Raw genomic sequence first — 21,601 nt, 5'->3', positions numbered from 1 at the left:
TTAGAAACTATGCTAAAATTTGGCTAAATTATAACACTGATAGGCTAATAATGATAAGAATTGGACAAGGTATTGACGTACATGCCTTTTATGACAAGTCGTCAGAGAGTGGAAACCAAGATAGTGCTGCTCAACAGTTTGTGACATTGGCAGGGGTGCAGATTGAGCATAGCCATAGCTTATTGGCGCATTCTGATGGCGATGTGGTATTACATGCTCTAGCTGATGCTTTATTGGGAGCTTTGGCTTTGGGTGATATTGGCCAGCATTTCCCTGATACCGATGATGCCAATGAAGGTCTAGATTCACGAGTTCTATTGCGTCATGTCTATGATTTAGTTCAGCAAAAGGGTTATAAGCTGATTAATGCTGACATTACTGTGGCTTGTGAACGTCCCAAGTTAGCCAAACACAACCTAGCGATGCGTACTAATATTGCCCAAGACCTGGCCACTGATGTTGAAAACATTAGTGTTAAAGCGACTACTACTGAGAAGTTGGGCTTTACCGGTCGTCAAGAAGGTATTTTATGCAGTGCTGTGGTTCTCGTGAGCAAACAATAATCTGTGTTGAACATGCATTTTTGTTGCATTATTTGTTACCATCCCCATTAATAATTTAACGTTACTTTCATTCTCCCTGCTTCTTTAACTGAAGTTTTACACGTGTCTTCCAATAAGGATTTATTATGACAGATCAAAATCAAGATATCGAAACCCTAATCCGTAACCAAATTAAAGAAAACCCAGTACTTCTTTATATGAAAGGCACACCGCAATTCCCACAGTGTGGTTTCTCTGCAAAGGCTATTGAAGTATTGACTCAAATTGGTCGTCCATTTGCTTTCGTTAATATTTTAGAGAACCCTGAAATTCGCGCTACCTTACCGAAGATTGCAAACTGGCCAACTTTCCCACAGTTATGGATCAATGGTGAGTTAATGGGCGGATCTGATATTATCCTTGAGATGTATCAATCAGGTGAGCTTAAGCCTTTGGTTGAAGAGCACAGCCCAGCCTAATTGATAAAATAGTACTAAAAACATTGCCCTAAAAAGAATAGTGCTAAAAAGTAAGTCAAACACTAAAAAAGCCTCAGAAAACATCTGGGGCTTTTTTAGTGTTTAGTTGCCGACCTGCAGGCATGTTATGTTTTTGTATTTCAGCGCTTTATAAATCCATAATAATCGCCATATATCTGTTAAGTAAAAACTATTTAATAAGTATACTTTGGGCATACGCTAAAGACGGGCAGTTGTTTTTAATAGGTTTAAGCTACTAGCCAATAGACTTAAAGATATTGAGAACATGATTTTTAATTAGAGTCAGCAATAGCCCGTTTTTAGAAAATTTAGGAATAAAATATGACTTCAGATGACAAGTTAGTTCAAAGACGCAAATTATTAGAAGAACAATCAGAAAAAATAAAAGCCATTGCTGATAACGAGGTGCATTCTTCTCTCAAGTGTATCCACTTACTAAGTGTGGCAGGGGGAGCAACCAGTGAGACTTATAAAGCCATTGAGCAACGGGTAATGATGGATGAAGACACTCATGGCGCCTATCATTTAGCACTTATGGCTCAGTCAACAGCAGATTTGCCTGTTGATGCTCGCCAGCTAATTGAATTGGTGGTTACTAAAGGTCAGAGCAGTCAGTTATTGTCTTTATTGAAGAACTTACCTGTACCCCCTGTTGAAGCGATTAAACAGCGTATTTTATCTGAAGGAGATCAAGAAGTAGTGGCTCAGATGACCGCTTATCTTGAAATAAATCCTGAAGGGATAGGCAGTCAGTCTTTATTGGGTGACGGTCAGCACGAGCGTATTGTGCCTATAAGCCAAACTCAAAACTGATATACTCAGTTAACTGCTAAGTTCAATTATAAAAATCACTTAAGACAGCTAAAAAGCACTCAAGATAATTCTCGAGTGCTTTTTTTTTAAAACTTTATGTAGCGTGTGTTTTTTAATCGCTTCAACAAAGGGCTTAAGCTGCTATTGCATCTTTCAGGCTGACTATAACTTTATCTCCTTCTAAGTTCACGTCATAGCAATCCAGTTTAACCGTGTCATCATCTAAGCAGTGACCCGTTGCTAGGTCAAATCGCTGCTTGTAAATAGGGGAGGCAATATAGATAACTTCTTGCTCCTTAACGCTACCATCTTGCAATTCAGTCTTGATATGGGTGCCCCCAATTAGACCGCGCGATAAGACATTGGCGTTACTAAAAGGATCAAAGTTATCAATTGCGAAGAGTTGGTCATCTTTGGTACGAAAAACAGCCACTTGTTTGCCCTCTATCAGGGCACAAACGCCCCCTTCTGGGATGATATCGTTAAGTTTACAAATTAATTGAGTGGTCATAAGACTTTCCTTGTGTCAGTGATTATGAAATAGGAGTTAGGTAACGCTAAACTATCATTTCTAACACCTGTTTTTCGGTTTCAGTAGCAGGACGAATTTGCTCACGTTCAGTCACAAACACCACGTTGTCATCAGCCAACTCACTGTTAACGAAATGACGGAAACGTTTTAGCTTCTCTTTGTCAGTAATGGTGGCTTTCCACTCGCAAACATAATTATCAACCAATAACTGCATTTGCTCTTCTAATTCTTTGACAATGCCTAAGCTGTCGTCAATAATGACCTGTTTTAGATAATCTAAGCCACCATCTAAGCTTTCACGCCACTTTGAGGTGCGCTGTAACTTATCGGCAGTCTTGATATAGAACATGGTAATACGGTCAATGTACTGAATTAAGGTATCGGTATTGAGATCTGTGGCAAACAGCTCGCCATGACGAGGCACCATACCGCCGTTACCGGCCACATAAAGGTTCCAGCCATTTTCAGTGGCAATAATACCGAAATCTTTGGACTGAGCTTCAGCACATTCACGGGTACAACCTGAAACTCCCATCTTAATCTTATGCGGTGAGCGCACGCCTTTATAACGGTCCTCAAGTCTGATGGCAAGCCCCATGCTGTCTTCTACGCCATAGCGGCACCAATTATTACCCACACAAGATTTTACAGTGCGTAGAGATTTACCATACGCATGACCGGTTTCGAAACCTGCCTCGACCAAACGCTCCCAAATATCGGGTAATTGCTCTAATCGTGCCCCAAATAAGTCCACACGCTGTCCACCAGTTATTTTGGTATAAAGATTAAAATCTTTAGCGACCTGACCCAATACAATAAGTTTATCAGCGGTAATCTCACCACCAGCCACACGGGGCACAACTGAGTAGGTACCATCTTTCTGGATATTGCCTAAGTAATAATCGTTGGTCTCTTGCAGTGGAGCAAGCTCTGTCTTTAGTACATAATCGTTCCAACATGACGATAAGATAGAGGCCACAGCAGGCTTGCATATCTCACAGCCACGGCCGCTACCATGCTCAGCTAATAGCTCATCAAAGGTTTTAATACCTTGTACTCTTACTAAGCTATAAAGCTCTTGACGAGAATAAGCAAAATGCTCACACAGATCATTATTGACCTCAAAACCTAGCTCGGTAAGCTGATGCGCCAAGACATCTTTCACCATGGGAGCACAGCCGCCACAGCCGGTACCGGCCTTAGTACCACTTTTAACATCAGCAATTGAATAAGCACCCTCATTGACCGCGCCACAAATAGCGCCCTTGGTAACGTTAAAGCAAGAGCAGATGGTGGCTGTATCAGGAAGGTTATCAACGCCCATAGACGGCTTTTCAACATTGGGTAATATTAGGCTTTCGGGATGAGCAGGCAAGTCAATATCGTTTAAAAACAACTGCAATAAATTATTGTAGTCTTCGGTATCACCGACCATGACAGCGCCCAATAGTTTTTTATTATCACTACTAGTGACCAGCTTTTTATAAATCCCTTCGTTAGGATTCTGATAGACATAACTTAAACTGCCTTCAGTTTTGCCGTGAGCATCACCGATACTACCGACATCGACGCCCATAAGTTTAAGCTTGGTGCTCATATCAGCACCGGTAAAAGTTTGCTCAGTATCACCCGCTATTTGAGCGGCACAGATACTGGCCATAGTATATCCAGGCGCTACTAGGCCAAAGATTTTGTTGTCCCAAACCGCACACTCACCGATAGCGTAAATATCTTCATTATTGGTTTGGCAAAAATCATTGATTAAAATACCACCGCGGCCGCCCAAGGTAACACCGCACTCAGGGTTGTTTTTCATTATGGCATCTTGCGGACGGATGCCGGCACTAAACAAAATAAGGTCTGTATCAAGCTCCGTATCATCAGTGAACTTCATAGTTAAGAAGGTGCCTTTATCGAGATGTACCTCATCTTGGACATCTTTTTGATGGATGTCATGGTTTAAGGAAACGCTACGATTATGAATAATTTCTTGAGTGTTTTTACCAGTCAGTACGGTTACGCCCAACGCTTCGATTTTTTTCTTTAGAATCTCTCCGCCAGCTGGGTCTAGTTGGACTCCCATAAGCTGAGGTGCAAATTCGACCACATAAGTTTCAAGACCTAAAGTAACCAAAGCTTTGGCGGCTTCTAACCCCAATAGACCACCGCCGACAACCACGCCCTTTTTAACGTTGGGTTTGTTTGCTGTGGTAAGAATGTCATCTAAGTCGGCGATAGTGCGGTACACGTGGCAATGTGAGTGATTGCCACCTTCGATAGGTGGGACGAAAGGGTAAGAGCCAGTTGCCAACACCAACTTCTCGTAGGAGATACTTTCTCCGCCTTCCACAGTGATGCTGTGAGTGTCACTGTTAATGTCAACGATTCGTTTATTAAGATGAAGCTTAATGCCTTTGGCATCATAGTGAGCCATGTCCACCAAGTTTAGTTTGCTAGCATCTTTGTGCTCAAAGTAGCTCGATAAATAGACACGGTCATAAGCGGGGCGGTCTTCTTCAGCAAAGACATGAATGTCATATTTTTCATTTAAGCCAAGTTCAATTGCTTTCTCTACAAAATGATGACCAACCATGCCATTACCAACCACTATTAAATTGGCTTTATCTTTACTGTTTGTTTTATTCATATCTGCCTTACTCATGATTATTCCTTTAGATGGGTGTCAGGTAGCAGGCTAGGGAAGGGCCCTTTAAAAGCGCTGACTACTTAGTGCCTACCGTAATACATTCAATAATCATGCCAAGCATCACATATTATTTTTAAAGGATTCTTTTTAAAACAATAAGTAAAAAGAATAGGTTTGATCAAACAACAACACAGAAATAATTAACCCAACCCTACAGGGAAAGGCAGCCAATGAGCTTATATAGCTAATAAGCATTCATGGTAAATGTTTGTATTTTCTGTATTGGACAGCATTAAACATCCTAAATTTTCTCTCATAAAAGGAAGCAATGGCTTAATAGAGAATTAGATATTTTTTTATGAAAGGCGTTAATTTGGTGCTTAATAAAATTAAATTGTCATATAAGGGCTATTTCAGGGCAAAGTACTAAATCTTCTTTAAAGAGTTAACGATAAAACAAATAGCTAACTATAAAATTTATCTAAATAACAAATACATGGCACGTAGCTTGCAACGACCTTATTAAGTAAACATTAAGTTATATTTTATTTTTCTTATATTTTAAGGTCTAATTTAATGTAAATAAGTCTGTTTTTATTTGGAGACACAGACAATTTATTTCATAAAAGGAAGCAAGTATGTCGTCTGCAACCCCCGTACCACCCACAAAAGATAAGCTCAATGTCTTATCTTTTGCTGGTAAAAATAAAATCCTACATTTAGGGTGGATGGCCTTTTTCCTTACCTTTTTCGTTTGGTTTAACCATGCCCCTTTTCTTTCCGCTATTGGAGAAACTCTGGATTTAACCAAGCAACAAGTTAAAACCTTACTTATCCTAAACGTGGCTTTAACCATTCCTGCTCGCGTTATTATCGGGATGCTAACCGATAAGTTTGGACCACGAATAGTCTATACCTGTATTTTAGCGCTCGGAGTAATTCCCTGTTTTACGTTCGCGTTTGCCCAAGACTATACAACCCTTGCCTTATCACGTTTCATTTTAGGCTTCGTTGGGGCAGGCTTCGTGGTAGGTATCCGTTTAATCAGTGACTGGTTTCCTGCTAGCGAATTAGGCGCTGCAGAAGGCATCTATGGCGGTTGGGGTAACTTCGGTTCAGCAGCAGCAGCCATGCTATTACCAACACTGGCGATTGGCTTTGCGGCTTGGTTCGGTGGGGATGAAGGCTGGCGCTATGCTTGTGCGACTTCAGGCGTCGTTATGGGTCTATACAGTATTTTATTTTACAAATTTGTTCGCGATACACCTAAGGGCTCAACTTATTTTAAACCTAAGAAGTCTGGTGCGATGGGGGTAACCTCTAAAGGTGATTTCTGGTTAATGATGGTTTTCAAACTTCCTATGTATTTAGCCTTGGCGCTACTGGCTTGGAAGCTATCACCCACTGGTGTTAGTTTGTTAAGTCAGACAGCGGTAAACTTTATCTATATTGGCTTAGCGCTACTGTATGTTTATGAGTTTGTGAGTAGCTATCGATTTAACAAAGAAGTATTTACCACAGAAGTACCAGAAGCACAGCGTTATGATTTCAAACAAGTCGGTGTGTTAAACATTTTATATTTTGCTACCTTTGGTTCTGAGCTGGCCGTGGTGTCAATGTTACCGCTTTTTTATCTAGAAACTTTTGAAATATCTGTGGTTGCTGCGGGTCTATTAGCATCCTCGTATGCCTTTATGAACTTAATGTCTCGTCCAGGTGGCGGTTGGTTAAGTGATCGTTTTGGTCGTAAAAGCACGCTACTTATTTTGACAGCAGGTCTGGCCATTGGTTACTTCTTAATGGGAATGGTTGACTCGACTTGGCCGATCGCTTTGGCATTGCTTATTACTATGTTTTGTTCATTCTTCGTGCAAGCAGGTGAGGGCGCAGTATTCGCGGTTATTCCCTTGATTAAACGCAGTATGACCGGTCAGTTCGCTGGCATGACCGGTGCTTATGGCAACGTAGGCTCTGTGGTCTATTTAACGGTTTTAAGCTTAGTGTCTTATCAAGTGTTCTTTATGGTTATTGCCGCTACGGCAGTAGTTGGATTCGTAGCTCTATTCTTATTAAAAGAGCCTTCAGGGGTAATCGTAGAAGAGATGCCAGATGGCAGTTTTGCTGAAATTAGTGTGACTTAATCTAAACACTATTCAGCTGGCTAAGGCTGGATAGACCACTTATCCATGCTTATTGAGCACTACATTTTAAGGTATAAAGTTTACAGTAAGCTTTATACCTTAACTGCTTTTTAGCTGAAATTTTTAAGCAATAAAAAAGTTATGGATGACGGAGCGATATTGCCAAATTTTAATAAGGAATAAAAGTGCCCACTATAGAACGCTTATCGAATGAATCGAATAAAAAAACTGCTAATAGCACTGCCTTACCTATCTCTAAAACGACTGTTAATAACCCCGAACGCATAACTATTAAGCCCTTTAAGTCTATTAAACCAAATCAAAAACACCAACAATCAACAGGTTGGTGGTCTGATTTTTATACCATGGCAGGACGTAAGTCTGAAAATCAAGACAGTTTATTGATTACCACCTGTTTATTAAGCTATTTAGAACAGATTGAACAGGACGAATTAGACCATATTCAACAGGACAGTCAAGCCCATAGCTCCAAAATTAAGCTTAGACCAGAGCAGTTGCCGGTACTTGCTGTTTTGGCAGATGGGGTTAGTGCCTGCCAGTTTCCCAAACAGGCGAGTAGATTGGCGGTTGAGACTGTGACCGAACATGTTATTAAAGGCTTGATTCGTTTACAGCATCAAGCTGTGGTAGAAACCCGACAATTTAATGAGCAAAGTTTTAAAGCCATTTTTGATGATGAAAGTGTGGCAGGCATTATCAAGTCAGCAGTCATTAAAGCGAATGACGCAATGTACTTTTCGCAGTCTTATGAGCGGGTTGCTCCTTTATTGTCAACGCTATCTGGTGTGCTGTGCATTGGTGATAGGGTTTATCTGTTTCATACTGGCGATTCACGCATCTACCGCTTGAGTGTAGATAGAACTACGATACTCAGTGAAGACCATCGTATCCATCATGGGCAAGATAAAGGGGCATTATCGGCAGCTTTAGGGGCAGATACCAGCGTCGATTTACAGCAAACAGTGTTTACCCTGCACCAAAACGAATATTTAGCCTTGATGACCGATGGCGTTTATGAACATCTTAATCCTGTTGACATGCAGTTTGAGTTTAGTGCAGCTGCTACCCAATTAGAAAATACTCCCAATTGGAACCTTCTTAAAAAATGGGACTTGAGTGAGCAATTCTGTCGCCATGCCTATCAGGAGGGCAGTAATGATAATCTAACTATTATCATGCTCGGTATGGGTCTTTCCTCAAGCATTAAGCTAAAAAATACTCGAAAAGATAAAGATAAAGGCACACGCAGCCTAATGAACATAGATAGCTCAATGAGTGTTGATGAGCCAAGTCAGGACAGCAGCCTGCTCTCCGAAGGCAATAATAACAGTAATGTACCAGTACAATATAAGCTGCCCACAGGGCTACAGGTCAATGACAGTATTGATGGCTTTGAAGTAAAAGCTATTATTGCTCGGACGGCCCGTAGTGAAGTGTATTTGGTAGAAGACAGCGCAGGACACGAGTATGTCCTAAAGTCTCCCAGCCTAAGAACGGTCGAAGATGGAGAGTATCTGCGTAGCTTTTTGAAAGAACGCAAAATTGGATTAAGTCTATCAAGACACAGGCGGGCAGGTGAGCCCGCTTATAATCAAATTGACCCTACTGAGTCAATGGGGGGCTCTGCATTGGGTGAGTCAGGTTTATTACGCTATTACCCCGTGCCTGCCAGCTCAACCTATTTGTACCACCTTACTGAGTATATAGAAGGCGAGAGTCTGCGCGCTTTTATGGATCGAAATGGTCCTTGCGATGTGTGGCAAACCCATGATTTATTGACCAAAATTGGGATGGCAGTGCGGGTGATGCACCGCAATTATCTATTGCATCAGGATATTAAGCCAGAGAACTTATTATTAACCAAATCAGGGGCGGTCAAGCTGATTGATTTTGGGTCAGTGGCATCCTCTATCCTAAAAGACAATACTCGGCCACCAGTTGGCGATCTGCATTACGCTGCACCAGAATACTACACAGATGCGCCTAAAGGAGTGCACTCTGATTTATTTTCGATTGCAGTCATAGGCTTTGAACTACTTACCGGTAGCCGACCATTTACCTCACAAATGCTCATGTCTGCCTCTGATGCTTTGGTTGTACCCTCGCGTTTACTGAATCAAAAACAAGTCCCAGCCACCAGTCAGCAAGCCTTACTGCGTGCTCTTCATCGTAATACCAACGTTCGTCATCAAGCGATCGGAGAGTTTTTACAAGATTTTAATCCAGATCATAGTGCTTCTTTATCCGACCCAGAACCGCTGATCAAAAGAAATCCTTTATTGGTATGGCACGGCATTTGCTTGGTACAGAGTGTAATTATTGTTTTATTACTGATTAAGTTTCTACCCACCAGCTAGTTTATGGAGCGCGTTTGAGCCCGATAACTGAGTAGGTTGAGAAAAATAATTGGTGATGACTATCTCAATCGCCGCTTCAGTGGCTAAGGTCTCTCATGCCAGCTCCAGTCAACGCCAGCACCATCGCACAGTCGCAATCTCTAGCAGATCAATTTAATGGCCTATCATTAGACAGCTCGTTAAGCGATTCATTAAGTCAATCACTAAGCGACTTATCAAACTTAAGCGACTTGTCAAATGAGGTAGTCATTGTGGGGGCAGGGATGGCAGGCAGTCGTTTGGCGATTCAGTTAGCCACTACGTGGCAACAACAGACTACTGCCGAAAGTCCCAAGATTACTTTGATTAGTAAAGAGTCGGAAGTGGGTTATAACCGAATTATGTTATCGCCAGTCTTAGCAGGCGATACCTCTTTTGATGAGACTTATTTATATGACAAGAGTGACTATGAACGCTTGGGTATAACTGTATTAGCAGGCGTAGAAGTCGACCGCATAGATACTGATAATCAAACGCTGACCTTAGATAATGGGCGGAGGCTTGACTATGGCAAGCTGGTTATCGCAACGGGGTCGACTGCCCGAGTCATTCCTTTTACAAATCATGAGGCCAAAGGGGTACACGTTTTTCGAGATGTCGCCGATGTGACTGTACTTACTGACTATGCTAAGCAGGGTAAAACGGGATTGGTAATTGGTGGCGGTGTACTGGGTTTAGAAGCGGCTTGTGCGTTGTCATCACAAGGGGCGACCATGACCGTGATACATGTCGATGATTTTGTACTCAATCGTCAGTTGGACTTGCCCGCGGCATTAATGCTGCAACAAGAGCTTGCTCGTAGAGAGGTAGGTTTGGAAGTTTCGGCGATGACCACGGGTATAGAAGTGAATGCTAGCAATGAAGTGACAGGACTAAGCCTTAAAGATGGCAGAACGTTACCTGCTGATTTTATCGTTATGGCTGTGGGCATTATACCCAATACCCAACTGGCTGAGGATAGTGGGATAGAAGTTAATCGAGGTATTGTGGTAGACGAATATATGCACAGCAGTTGTCAAAATGTCTATGCCATAGGCGAGTGTATAGAGATTAATGAGGAACTTTTCGGCATGGTGTCCTCAGTCAATCAGCATGTTGATACTCTCGTCGCCGTATTGACTCAGCAAGCATCAAAATCAAAGTGGCCACCTTTTGTTAGCACGCCTTTATCCTTGAAACTTAAAGTATCTGGAGTCGCCGTATTTTCATCAGGAAAAATTGAGTTTGATGAGTCAGAATTAGCTTCCGTTGAACAAATTATTTATCGTCAGGTGAATAGCGATCAATACCATTGTCTTTACCTAAAAGACAATCGGTTGATAGGAGCTGTGCTGTATGGAGATACCAGTGATGGCAACTTCTACAGTCAGCTGATTAATGAACAAATTGATGTTTCTGAATTTAAAGACGCTCTGATCTTTGGGGCTGCTTATTGCCAGTCATTATTGGATCAACACGCTGAAAATAGGGAAGGTATAACCGCTAATCCAGTGACAAATTCTACGACAGCACCTAGTGAGAAGCCCAAGTCGTTAATTAAAGCCGATAATCAACCAAGTGATGATGAAGTGGCTTAACCAAAACAAGATGCCTTTTAATGAAGGCAATAAATACAATGCATAGCGTACCTAAGTTTCAGTTTTATAAGTGTTCTACCAGCAGATATCACTACAAAATAGCGAGAATATTATCAAAAATAGCCAAACCAGCCAGCCTAAAGCCAAAGCAAGTTTTAATAGCCCGAATAGCCCAAACAACATAGCTACTTTAACTTTGCCTAGCGATACTTCCGTCTCTCACTCAGAGTTTGAGCTGACACAGACAGTACGCACCACTTGTCCTTATTGCGGTGTGGGCTGTGGCGTATTGGCAACTGTAGATAATATGACAGGACAGGTGAGTGTAAAAGGTGATCCGGAGCATCCTGCCAATTTTGGTAAGCTGTGTTCTAAAGGCAGTAATCTGGCTGAGACTTTAGGAACTGAGCGCCGGTTAACTCAGCCTTATTATCAAAACAAGAAAGCCACCATGTTATCTCTACCATTAGCTCGAGCAACTCAAGCGGCTCAAAGTTCTCAATCAGTGCCGCCTAAGCCGTCGGCTAATAGTCTTAATCAGCAAGACTCAGATTGGGATACTGTTTTGGACGATGTGGCCAGTCGCTTAAGCGATACTATCGCAAAACATGGGCCAGAAAGTGTGATGTTCTATGTGTCTGGTCAGCTACTGACTGAAGATTACTATGTGGCCAATAAGCTGATGAAAGGCTTTATCGGCAGTAATAATATTGATTCAAATTCTCGCCTATGTATGTCGTCGGCGGTTGCCGGCCACAAAAGAGCTTTTGGTGCCGATTTAGTACCGGGTAGTTATACCGATTTTGAAGCCTGTGACCTATTGGTGCTAGTCGGCTCTAATATGGCGTGGTGTCATCCCATTTTGTTTGGTCGATTTTTACAAGCCAAACAGGAAAACCCTAATAAAAAATTAATTGTTATTGATCCGAGACGGACTGATTCCTGCGAATTTGCTGATTTGCATTTGCCCATTGCGCCTGGTACCGATACCCACTTATATAATGGTTTGCTCAAATACTTAGAAGAGAATGGCTGCACCGATGCTGAATATGCCTCACAGTGTGATGGCGTAGAGCAGGCAGTGATTGCTGCTGATTCATGGGACATAGAGTCGGTTGCTAAAGCCACTCAGTTAGATGCTGAAAAGATTGAGCAGTTTTACCAGCTGGTCGCCGCAAATGACAAAATAGTAACAGCGTTTAGCATGGGGGTGAATCAGTCTAGTAGTGGCACTGATAAAGTGAATGCTATTATCAATAGCCATTTGCTGACAGGCCGCGTTGGTAAAAAAGGCGCAGGTCCTTTTTCATTGACGGGTCAACCCAATGCTATGGGCGGGCGTGAAGTAGGGGCTTTGGCAAATCTACTGGCTGGCCATTTACAGTTAGATATTAAAGAGCATCGTCAGTCAGTGGGTAAGTTTTGGCAATCACCACAACCTATAGCGCCTAAGGTAGGGGTTAAAGCTTGCGATGTGGCAGATGCTATCCTTGATGGAAAAGTAAAAGCAATTTGGATTGTGGCTACCAATCCTGTGGTGAGCCTACCTGAAGCAAACAAGTTTCGCCAAGCCTTAGCGGCCTGTGATTTGGTGATCGTCTCTGAATGCTCTAAAGACAGTGATACCTTACGCTGTGCTGATATTGTCTTGCCGGCGCAATCTTGGAGTGAGAAATCAGGCACAGTAACTAATTCTGAACGTCGAATATCTCGTCAGCGTAGCCTTGTAACAGGTGTAGGCGACTCAAAGCCAGATTGGTGGATTTTCTCACAAGTGGCAAAACGTATGAGGTTTAAAGGGTTTGATTATACTGAACCTAGTGAAATTTTCTTAGAGCATGCCGCATTAACCAGTCATGAAAACAGCAAATATCCAAGACAGTTAGATTTAATGGCTGAACTGGAAAAACACAATCAACCTTACGATTCTATGAGCCCTCTACAATGGGGTGGTCAGCATATTAATATCATTGATCCTGACTTTAAGCATGTTAAGCCTAAGCTAGTTGCCATTACCCCGCCACAACAGGCTGGTGATTTGAATAGATTTAGCGCCATCAACGACAATGATAAAACAGAACCTAGCGCTGAAAAACAGATAAAACAAAAGAACCTAGGCCTAGGTTTAATCCAGAGTGTCGATGACGGTTTAAAGCTGCGCTTAATCACCGGTAGACTGCGTGACCAATGGCATACCATGACGCGGACTGCTTTAGCACCAAAGTTGAATCAACAACAAACTGTACCGACTTTGACTTTACATCCTCAAGATGCAGAGGCTTTGGGGCTTACTAATAATGATTTTGTTTCGATTAAAGCGGATACCCTACAAGCAACAAAGCGCTCAACGGTAGTGGCTCAAGTGGAGGTTAGCGAAGATATGCGTCTAGGCGATAGCTTTATGCCGATGCATTGGAGTGATGCCTTTTCCAACTTGGCGCGAGTCGGGACGCTTATTCCCACTAAAGTTGATCCTATATCGGCACAACCTGAATTAAAAAATTCAGCCATAGTAGTTCAGCCAATGCCTATAAAATCAGTTGGCCGTATTTTGGTGCATCCTGACTGGTTAGATGCTGCCTTAGTGCAGTTGCGTCAACTTACTGAATTGACCTCTAATCAATTACAGGCAGCAGTATCCGCGCCTAATTTAATATGGAGTATCAGTCGTCAGCAAGACAGTATCTTGATTAATTTAGCCACTAGCACTGAGCAGATGAGCGACGCTTGGTTGACTGCCGAATTCTGGCAGCAGTTTGTCGCGTCGGTTGTGAACATACATCAGCGCTCTAATTCAGACAGCCTAGATAAGCCAGATAATTCTCATAGTCCGGATAGATTAAATAGTGAGTGGGCTGAACTAGACACCAGCATTATGATTTATGAAGCCGCTCAGCAATTACGCTATGTCGTTCGTCAACCTGTCGCCATAGAATTGGCATCGTCTTCTGCTCAACTTGAAGAACAGCTAATGCTGGCAGTGTACATTGCACCGCAATCGGAACAGTTGCCTAGTATACATTGGCTGAATAGCTGCTTTGCTGATTTAAGTGACGTACCTTCTGTGAAATGGCTATTGGCCGGTAAACCCGCTAGTGGCTATGTTGACCCAGGCCCATTAGTTTGTGCTTGTATGGGTGTGGGTGAAAATACCATTATTAACGCCATTACCTCTGACGGATGTGACGATGCCATTAGCGTTGGTAAATTATGTCAGGCAGGCACTAACTGTGGCTCTTGTGTGGGTCAAATCAATGAGCTTATTAAACAATGTCGTTCCGATAAATCAGTAGAGCTGGCTTAAATGGTAGGCACTGCTTAGCTCGAACTTAAGATAAAGATTAAGATAAAGAGTAACGCTGGCATGTCATTTGCAACGTATTGGTTATCAGCACGGTTTAGAACTGAATGAAACAACAGTTAAATCAGCCGGTTGCTAAAATACATGATGCCAGGAGCACACCAAGCATGACCCATTTTGATATTCCGACCCTAAATTCTGCACAGGTAATAAAGGGTCGCTCAAAGCTACCTTTAACACCTTATGACTGTGGCAATAAATTACCCACAATTAAAGCGGAAGATAAGGTAAAACAAGCCAAAAAAGGGGTGGTATATCTGGTAGGGGCAGGGTCAGGTGATCCTGAGCTACTTACCTTAAAAGCTTATCGAATAATGCAGCATGCGGATGTTGTGCTATATGACAGCTTGGTTTCCGAAGATATCCTAGATATGTGCTCTCAACAAGCAACCAAAATTTTTGTCGGCAAACGCTGTGATAACCATGCGCTACCACAAGAGCAGATTAATCAACTGTTGGTGACCCAGGCTCAAGCCGGCAAATGCGTGGTGCGTCTAAAAGGCGGAGATCCTTTTATTTTTGGTAGAGGCGGGGAAGAATTACAGACTGTCGTAGAAAACGGCGTATATTTTGAGTCTATTCCAGGCATCACTGCAGCTAGCGCTGCGGCCAGTAGTAGCTCAATTCCATTAACACATCGTCAATGTGCTCAATCGGTCAAGTTCGTAACTGCCTTCAAAAAGACCAATTGTCCTACTGAGGACTTCAGTGAAATGTTGGACCCGACGCAAACAATAGTGTTGTATATGGGATTGAATCGCTTAGCGGGGTTAACTGAAGGGTTAATACGAGCAGGCCGAGCGGGGGATACTCCTTTTGCGGTGGTAAGCCATGCCAGTCTGCCGACACAACAGGTTTTAATTGGCACACTTGATGACATAGCAGCTAAGCAGTTACTAGCAAAGTTACCGACACCTGCTTTATTAATTATGGGCGATGTGGTTAATTTGCATCAGCAGCTCGCTGATTATAATTTAGCGAATATAGAGGTCCAGCATAGGTTTACGCAACAGCAAAAAGAGGCAGAGTTGATTGCTTAAGGGTGGCTTAGTGATTGTTGTTTAACAAGCTATTTGGTGAGGACTTAAAAGGTTATAGGTATAAAAAAAGAGGGGCCATTTAACAGGCTCCCTCTTTTTTTTGTTTTTTAAACTACTTAGTAAAGCTGGTATAACAAGTCTGAAGTGACTTGGCGACCACTTTAGTTACCAGTTGTGCGCGGTACTGAGGGTCTATGGCAGCATTGGTGATATCGACAACCGTTACTTGCTGAGGAGCCTGTTCGCTAACACAGCCACAGATCTTAGTCTTGACCGCTTCTTCTTGCTCAGAGTTCATGGCCACACGGGCAATACGCCAAGCATTTTGTTTTTCAAGTTCGCTACGGCACTGAGCATCTACTGCTGTTTTGAAGATATTCATACCTACGTTGGTAGCAGTACCTACAGCATTGCCTGCATCGGTACCGGTTCCTGTAGTAGCACAGCCTGATAGGGCAAGAGAGGCCATTAGAGCTGAAACGGCTAACAATTTTTTCATGTATTATTCCTTGAAGGGGAAGAAGAAAGTGGGCTACTTAATAATTGAAAAATAGAGGTTATGGTAACCGATATTTTAACTGAAACCTATTTATTAAGTCGCCCCTTTTTTATGCCGTTTAAGCTTTGCGTTGTAAAAGAGGGTATACCATATTTTCAGGAGAGATGATTTGATCCAGCGTTTCTTGATCTAATAGTTTCTCTTCTAAAACGATGTTATAGATACTGCCGCCACTTTCTTGTGCTTTTTTAGCAATACGGGTAGAGACCTCATAGCCCAGATGTGGGTTTAAGGCAGTTACCAGACCAATGTTACTTAGCACTTGCTCACGGCAGTAATCTTCGTTCATTTCGATGCCGTCGATACAGCGTGTAGCAAAGGTCTCACAAATATTGCTTAACATCACAAGGCCGGTGAATAGGTTGAATGCCATTACAGGTTCAAACACGTTTAACTGTAACTGACCCGCTTCAGAAGCCATAGCGATCGTATGGTCAATACCCATAATATGGAAACAAGCTTGGTTCACCACTTCTGGGATAACTGGGTTTACTTTACCTGGCATAATTGAGCTGCCCGGCTGCATTTGAGGAATGCGGTATTGACCTAGACCTGCACGAGGACCTGAAGACTGCAAACGGATATCGTTGGCAATTTTTGATAAACGAGTAGCCAACAGACGTAGATTACCTGATAAAGCTACATAGACACTGGTGTCTTGAGTGGCTTGAATTAAGTCATCAGAAGTGTAATAAGGCTTACCAGTTAGCTCTCTTAATACTTCAGCGCAAGTTTCAGGATAGTTGCTAGGGGCGTTAATACCTGTACCGATAGCTGTGGCACCCATGTTGATTTCATAAAGAAGTTCACGTACCTGCTCGATACGTTTTTTCTCAGCCTTGATCATGGTGGCAAAAGCATTGAACTCTTGGCCTGCTGTCATAGGTACCGCATCTTGCAGGTGAGTACGGCCCATTTTTAGTCGATGGCCTAGTTCTTCTTTTTTGTTCAAGAAGCTTTCAATTAATATATCCATTTTGCCAAGTAGACGTTCACAGTAGAAGTCTAAAGCAAGTTTTAGGGCCGTAGGATACGAGTCGTTGGTTGACTGAGATAGGTTGACATGGTTGTTAGGGTGTAAGTACTGATACTCACCTTTTTCGTGACCCATAATTTCTAAGGCACGGTTAGCGATAACTTCGTTCACGTTCATGTTGGTAGAAGTACCGGCACCACCTTGGAACATATCGATAATAAACTGGTCGTGTAACTTGTCGGCAATTAAGTCATCACAAGCTGCCACAATAGCGTCTTTTCTTTTTTCTTCTAAAACACCCACTTTATGGTTAGCAATGGCTGCAGCTTTTTTTACAGTAGCAAATGCTCTAATGAAGGGAGAGAATTGATGTAGGCGTACTTTACTAATATTGAAGTTTTCATAGGCGCGCAAGGTTTGAATACCATAATATGCGTCAGAAGGGATATCACGATCACCAAGTAAATCATGCTCATTTCTAGTGGATGAATTCATACTTGTTTTATTCCTATTATCAAGGTTATGGGTTTTAAGCCTAATACAATAGCATAGATATCGTAAAAATTAAGTCGATTGAATACTTTTGATAGCTCACAAAAATAAAGGTTATAAGTTACTAGAAATTATAGTAATTCCATAACCTTTTTAGGGGGATATAGATCCATATAACAGTTTAACAGGTCAACCTGGCCTGTAAGTCTAAGAAAATTAACCTAAGAAATTGGTAAATAGCCACAGTAAACCATTTAAGGAAGCAATCCCAGCAATCATACTGACCAACAGTTGGCGGCTAATATGATAGGCAAGGAGTGTCAATAACAAGGCCCCAACTTGTGCCAGTAGTAATTGTAGCTCGGCGCTGTGTAGACCAGTTGTCGATGATAGGTCTTGATACGATAAGCTGGTTAAAATGAGTAGCACCATTACTGATAAAGGCAGACTTTCATTGAGTCGGTGTAGCCATGGCGTATCTAGAAGCTTTCTTGGAATTAAGGCGGGAAGGGCCCGAGTAATAAAGGTAACGCCAGCCATCGCCAGAGTTGCGAGAATAAGATAACTACTGGTCATTATTCACTCCTTTAATATTGCCCTGTACCCAATAGCCACGGGCTAAAATAAGGAGCATACAAATACTAATGGCCATCAATAGTACCCAGTTAGTGGTAAATAAAGAGGCAATAATTAAGGAGACTACGGCAATAACAATAGGGAAGTAACGTTTAACAGTTTGAAATTGCTCATAAGCCAAAATAGCAAAAAGGCACACTAAAGCGAAATCTAAATGCGGTATTAAGTCATTGAGAGCGCTTCCTATCATCACCCCAATAGCTCCTGCTACCACCCACCACATCTGATTAAAGAAACTTATGGGTAGTATTAACGCTTTTCTTGACTCAGCAGGTAAGCTGGTCATAACAGAGAAAGTTTCGTCAGTCAGCGCAAATAGACAATAAGTTTTGGCTAACTTATTGTCAGGCAAAGATTGTAGTAAAGGCATGCCGTAAAAAATGTGACGCAAATTGATAGCAGCAATATTGGTGGCCATAGTACCAATCGGCAAGCCTGCGCTTAGCATGGGAATACAAGCATATTGAGCGGCGCCAGCATACAGCACAATGCTTAACATAACCGTTGCCCAGACTGGAATTCCTGCTACTTGAGCTAGAACTCCAAAAGCTATACCTGCCGGAAGATAGCCCATTGCTACTGGAAGGCTTTTTTTAAATCCTTCTGCCCAGTCGGTATGATTGTCCTGCGCTACAGGGATGTCTTTTGAATGAGTAGTCACATGATTTCCTGATTTTTTAGTTCATCACTTAGCAGTCTTACAAGGTGCTTGTACAATTTTGATTAAGGTAAAGAGAACCATAAGAAGGTTAGTATAAGCCAAATTAGTAGCTTCTGACTTTTAGAGCCTCATATTAATGAGTTATAAATTTTTATACAATACCCTAATAAATTAACTTTTTAGAAGTGTTTAGTGACTTTTTAATATAACAAATTTACAATGAGTTAGTATCATAGTAAATATCCCGTTCAGTTTTACGGTGTTTCTCACTGTGACAGTGAGTCGTTTTTTAATAAGGGTGTTGTATGTCAGAATACAATCAGACGCCACCTACGGGTGCAAATAAAAATTTAGACAGCCATCTTCCTCATGATGGCAATGAGTACTTGTTCACCGATACTTTTCCTAAAGGCACAGGAAAAGGGCTGGTTATTACTGCTATTGCAGCCATAATTAGCTTAATTATTTTTAATGTTTTGCCTTTTGATACCAACGTTAATAAAGGCCTATCAATGTTAGTATTCATTGGTACGCTTTGGTTAACTGAAGCATTGCATGTAACGATTACTGCAATATTAGTGATGATTATAGGGGTGGCGATTGGCATTCCCGAGTTTGATACTAAATCAGCCTTATCGAGCTTTGCCAACCCAACTATTTACCTGTTCTTCGGGGGCTTTGCGTTAGCGGCCGCTCTGCATGTGCAGCAACTTGATAAAAAAATTGCGTTAAAGCTTATCTCATTATCAGGGGGTAAACTTGGTAACGCAGTAATCTTGATATTCTTTGCTACTGCCATGCTTTCAATGTGGATCTCAAATACCGCAACAGCGGCTATGATGTTACCCTTGGCAATTGGTATGTTGTCACAAGTTGATCGTCAAAAAGATCGTGGTACTTTTGTGTTTGTACTGTTGGGTATTGCCTATTCTGCAAGTTTGGGCGGGCTAGGAACTATTGTTGGTTCTCCGCCGAATGCTATTGCTGCCAAAGCTTTAGATATCTCATTTGTGGATTGGATGAAGTTTGGTTTGCCGCTGACATTCGTACTAACGCCTCTATTATTGGGCGCAATGTATTTTGTGCTAAAGCCAAATCTTAACGTGCGTATTAGTAGTATTGATCAGCCTGAGATCCCTTGGACTACACCAAGACTTATTACCATCATCGTGTTTATAACTACGGCATTGTGCTGGATATTTGGTAATAAACTGGGTGAGATGCTAGAGATTGCTGATATTGACTCTATTATTGCATTATCTGCTGCAGTGGCTGTGGTAAGTTTGGGCTTGGTTTCTTGGAAACAAGTTTCAGACAATACCGACTGGGGCGTGCTCATGTTATTCGGGGGTGGTATTGCCCTATCTAATGTGCTTAAGTCTTCAGGTGCCTCATTAGTGATGGGCGAAACTGTGGCCAATGCATTGATGACAACGCCTTTATTCTTAGTCATGTTAGCAGTTGCCGCTTTCATTATTTTCTTAACAGAGTTTGCGTCAAATACCGCTTCAGCGGCTCTGCTAGTGCCTGTTTTCGTGGCGATTGCAGAGCAAATGGGTCTGCCTACTGAAGTGTTGGTGATGATTATTGGTATCGGTGCGTCTTGTGCCTTCATGTTGCCTGTGGCCACACCACCTAACGCTATCGTCTTTGGTACCGGTTTGATTAAACAGTCTGAGATGGTTCGAGTAGGTATGGTGTTGAATATTGTGTCGTCATTAGTGGTCGCTTGCTGGGCTTATTTCTTCCTACTATAATCCTCAAAAATCTATAGAAATGAGTGACACAAAAAAATCCCCCGTAACTATACGGGGGATTTTTTATGGCTAAGTTAAAGGAATGATTTTATATACAAGCTTTCTAATAAGTTATCTAAACAAGGTGTCTACATAAAAAGCTTCTAAATAATTAGCCTAAAAAAGCGTTATACATCCAAACCAGTTTTTCCTGCTCTTGGACATAACCGTCTACTAAGTCTGCAGTACCTTGGTCTTCCGCTTCTTCTGCCACAGCAGACACTCCACGTTGTTCTTCGATAAGCGCTTGCAAGCCTGCAACAACACCGCGTACACAATCGTTACCGTTAAATACGCCTTTATCTTCTTTAATAGAACTGTGTTGAGCAAAGTCGCTATAAGCATGAAGTGGTGTACCACCTAGCGTTAGAACACGTTCTGCAATTTCATCAATTTGAATTTGAAGATTGGTATATAGCTCTTCAAACTGTTGATGTAATGAGAAGAAATGTTCTCCTTTCACGTTCCAATGATAGCCACGAACGTTAAGGTAAAAAATATGATAGCTTGAAAGTAGATCGTTAAGTTTATTGATTACGGCAGTCATGTCTTTTTTTTCTAAGCCAATTTGATTGGTACTCATAATAATTATCCTTTTTTAGTTAGTATTTTGATAGGGGGTATGAAGTGAGCTTATCCCCTTTGCCTTTACGATTATTATAATAGCAAATAAATTATGATTAGTTAAACATAATGATTTAATGGATGTGATTTGTTTTTCAAATACACTCATTTTTACTTACAGCCGTAGCTATCTTTTTTTTACCAAATAAATAGTGTTCTTGTTGAGTATATAGGGGAAGTTTTCTTTAAAATTTAAGCCAAAAAAAATGACCCAAGCAGGGTCATTTTATTAGAAGAACATTTAATGGCTGTGACACAGCATTAAAGCAAGCTTATCACTGCTCAAA

General features: G+C 41.7%; 16 protein-coding genes. 9 read left to right on the top strand and 7 right to left on the bottom strand.

The annotated features are described in order from the left end of the window. The first annotated feature begins 50 nt into the window (after window positions 1–50). From ispF to B3S92_RS06310, 3 genes are all read left to right on the top strand, one after another. Window positions 51–563 (top strand): 2-C-methyl-D-erythritol 2,4-cyclodiphosphate synthase, encoded by a 513-nt coding sequence (gene ispF / locus B3S92_RS06320; RefSeq protein ID WP_296203956.1) that lies wholly within the window; start codon window positions 51–53, stop codon window positions 561–563. A gap of 125 nt (window positions 564–688) precedes the next feature. Beyond that, window positions 689–1,021, top strand: coding sequence for a Grx4 family monothiol glutaredoxin (gene grxD, locus B3S92_RS06315; RefSeq protein WP_077451454.1), 333 nt, complete (start codon window positions 689–691; stop codon window positions 1,019–1,021). A 342-nt stretch (window positions 1,022–1,363) separates the two neighbouring features. Next, window positions 1,364–1,855 carry a hypothetical protein gene (locus B3S92_RS06310; RefSeq protein ID WP_296203947.1) on the top strand — a complete coding sequence of 164 codons (492 nt, stop codon included), beginning with the start codon at window positions 1,364–1,366 and terminating at the stop codon, window positions 1,853–1,855. Between the two features lie 133 nt (window positions 1,856–1,988). Here B3S92_RS06310 and nirD read toward each other — a convergent pair whose 3' ends face one another. Continuing rightward, on the bottom strand, window positions 1,989–2,366 hold the full coding sequence (nirD, locus tag B3S92_RS06305; protein ID WP_296203944.1) for a nitrite reductase small subunit NirD: 378 nt from the start codon (window positions 2,364–2,366) through the stop codon (window positions 1,989–1,991). A 46-nt stretch (window positions 2,367–2,412) separates the two neighbouring features. Further along, on the bottom strand, window positions 2,413–5,049 hold the full coding sequence (nirB, locus tag B3S92_RS06300) for a nitrite reductase large subunit NirB (protein ID WP_296203941.1): 2,637 nt from the start codon (window positions 5,047–5,049) through the stop codon (window positions 2,413–2,415). 623 nt (window positions 5,050–5,672) lie between these two features. Between nirB and B3S92_RS06295 the strand changes: the two genes are divergently transcribed. The 5 genes from B3S92_RS06295 to cobA all read left to right on the top strand — a co-directional run bounded on the left by B3S92_RS06295 (window position 5,673) and on the right by cobA (window position 15,570). Next, window positions 5,673–7,175 carry a NarK family nitrate/nitrite MFS transporter gene (locus B3S92_RS06295; RefSeq protein WP_296203938.1) on the top strand — a complete coding sequence of 501 codons (1,503 nt, stop codon included), beginning with the start codon at window positions 5,673–5,675 and terminating at the stop codon, window positions 7,173–7,175. A gap of 185 nt (window positions 7,176–7,360) precedes the next feature. After that, complete coding sequence (locus tag B3S92_RS06290) at window positions 7,361–9,553, top strand: protein kinase domain-containing protein (RefSeq protein ID WP_414707001.1); 2,193 nt, start codon at window positions 7,361–7,363, stop codon at window positions 9,551–9,553. Window positions 9,554–9,648: 95 nt separating this feature from the next. Next, window positions 9,649–11,169 (top strand): NAD(P)/FAD-dependent oxidoreductase, encoded by a 1,521-nt coding sequence (locus B3S92_RS06285; RefSeq protein ID WP_296203935.1) that lies wholly within the window; start codon window positions 9,649–9,651, stop codon window positions 11,167–11,169. Between the two features lie 70 nt (window positions 11,170–11,239). Further along, the gene (locus B3S92_RS06280; protein WP_296203930.1) at window positions 11,240–14,473 is read left to right on the top strand and encodes a nitrate reductase; all 3,234 of its coding nucleotides are present in this window, start codon (window positions 11,240–11,242) and stop codon (window positions 14,471–14,473) included. Between the two features lie 104 nt (window positions 14,474–14,577). Further along, a complete protein-coding gene (gene cobA, locus B3S92_RS06275) occupies window positions 14,578–15,570 on the top strand; it encodes a uroporphyrinogen-III C-methyltransferase (protein WP_296203926.1) in 993 nt (330 codons plus the stop codon). Between the two features lie 112 nt (window positions 15,571–15,682). Here the strand turns inward: cobA and B3S92_RS06270 are convergent, their stop codons facing one another. The 4 genes from B3S92_RS06270 to B3S92_RS06255 all read right to left on the bottom strand — a co-directional run bounded on the left by B3S92_RS06270 (window position 15,683) and on the right by B3S92_RS06255 (window position 18,807). Further along, window positions 15,683–16,069, bottom strand: a complete 387-nt coding sequence (locus B3S92_RS06270) for a hypothetical protein (RefSeq protein ID WP_296203924.1) — start codon at window positions 16,067–16,069, stop codon at window positions 15,683–15,685. Between the two features lie 118 nt (window positions 16,070–16,187). Then, complete coding sequence (locus B3S92_RS06265) at window positions 16,188–17,600, bottom strand: aspartate ammonia-lyase (protein ID WP_296203922.1); 1,413 nt, start codon at window positions 17,598–17,600, stop codon at window positions 16,188–16,190. A 213-nt stretch (window positions 17,601–17,813) separates the two neighbouring features. Next, window positions 17,814–18,173, bottom strand: coding sequence for an AzlD domain-containing protein (locus tag B3S92_RS06260; RefSeq protein WP_296203919.1), 360 nt, complete (start codon window positions 18,171–18,173; stop codon window positions 17,814–17,816). Further along, window positions 18,163–18,807 (bottom strand): AzlC family ABC transporter permease, encoded by a 645-nt coding sequence (locus B3S92_RS06255; protein ID WP_296204034.1) that lies wholly within the window; start codon window positions 18,805–18,807, stop codon window positions 18,163–18,165. Before B3S92_RS06255 ends, B3S92_RS06260 begins: the two co-directional genes overlap by 11 nt. 392 nt (window positions 18,808–19,199) lie before the next feature. On the opposite strand from B3S92_RS06255, the gene B3S92_RS06250 reads away from it, so the two are divergent. After that, window positions 19,200–20,651: an SLC13 family permease gene (locus tag B3S92_RS06250; RefSeq protein ID WP_296203917.1), complete on the top strand. Its 1,452-nt coding sequence runs from the start codon at window positions 19,200–19,202 to the stop codon at window positions 20,649–20,651. Window positions 20,652–20,802: 151 nt separating this feature from the next. On the opposite strand, the gene B3S92_RS06245 is transcribed toward B3S92_RS06250, so the two are convergent. Next, window positions 20,803–21,273 (bottom strand): Dps family protein, encoded by a 471-nt coding sequence (locus B3S92_RS06245; RefSeq protein ID WP_296203915.1) that lies wholly within the window; start codon window positions 21,271–21,273, stop codon window positions 20,803–20,805. Window positions 21,274–21,601: the final 328 nt, after the last annotated feature.

This window comes from Psychrobacter sp. UBA3962 (genome assembly GCF_002385225.1).
In the GTDB taxonomy this organism is placed as follows: domain Bacteria; phylum Pseudomonadota; class Gammaproteobacteria; order Pseudomonadales; family Moraxellaceae; genus Psychrobacter.
This window is presented reverse-complemented; position numbering and strand designations above follow the sequence as displayed.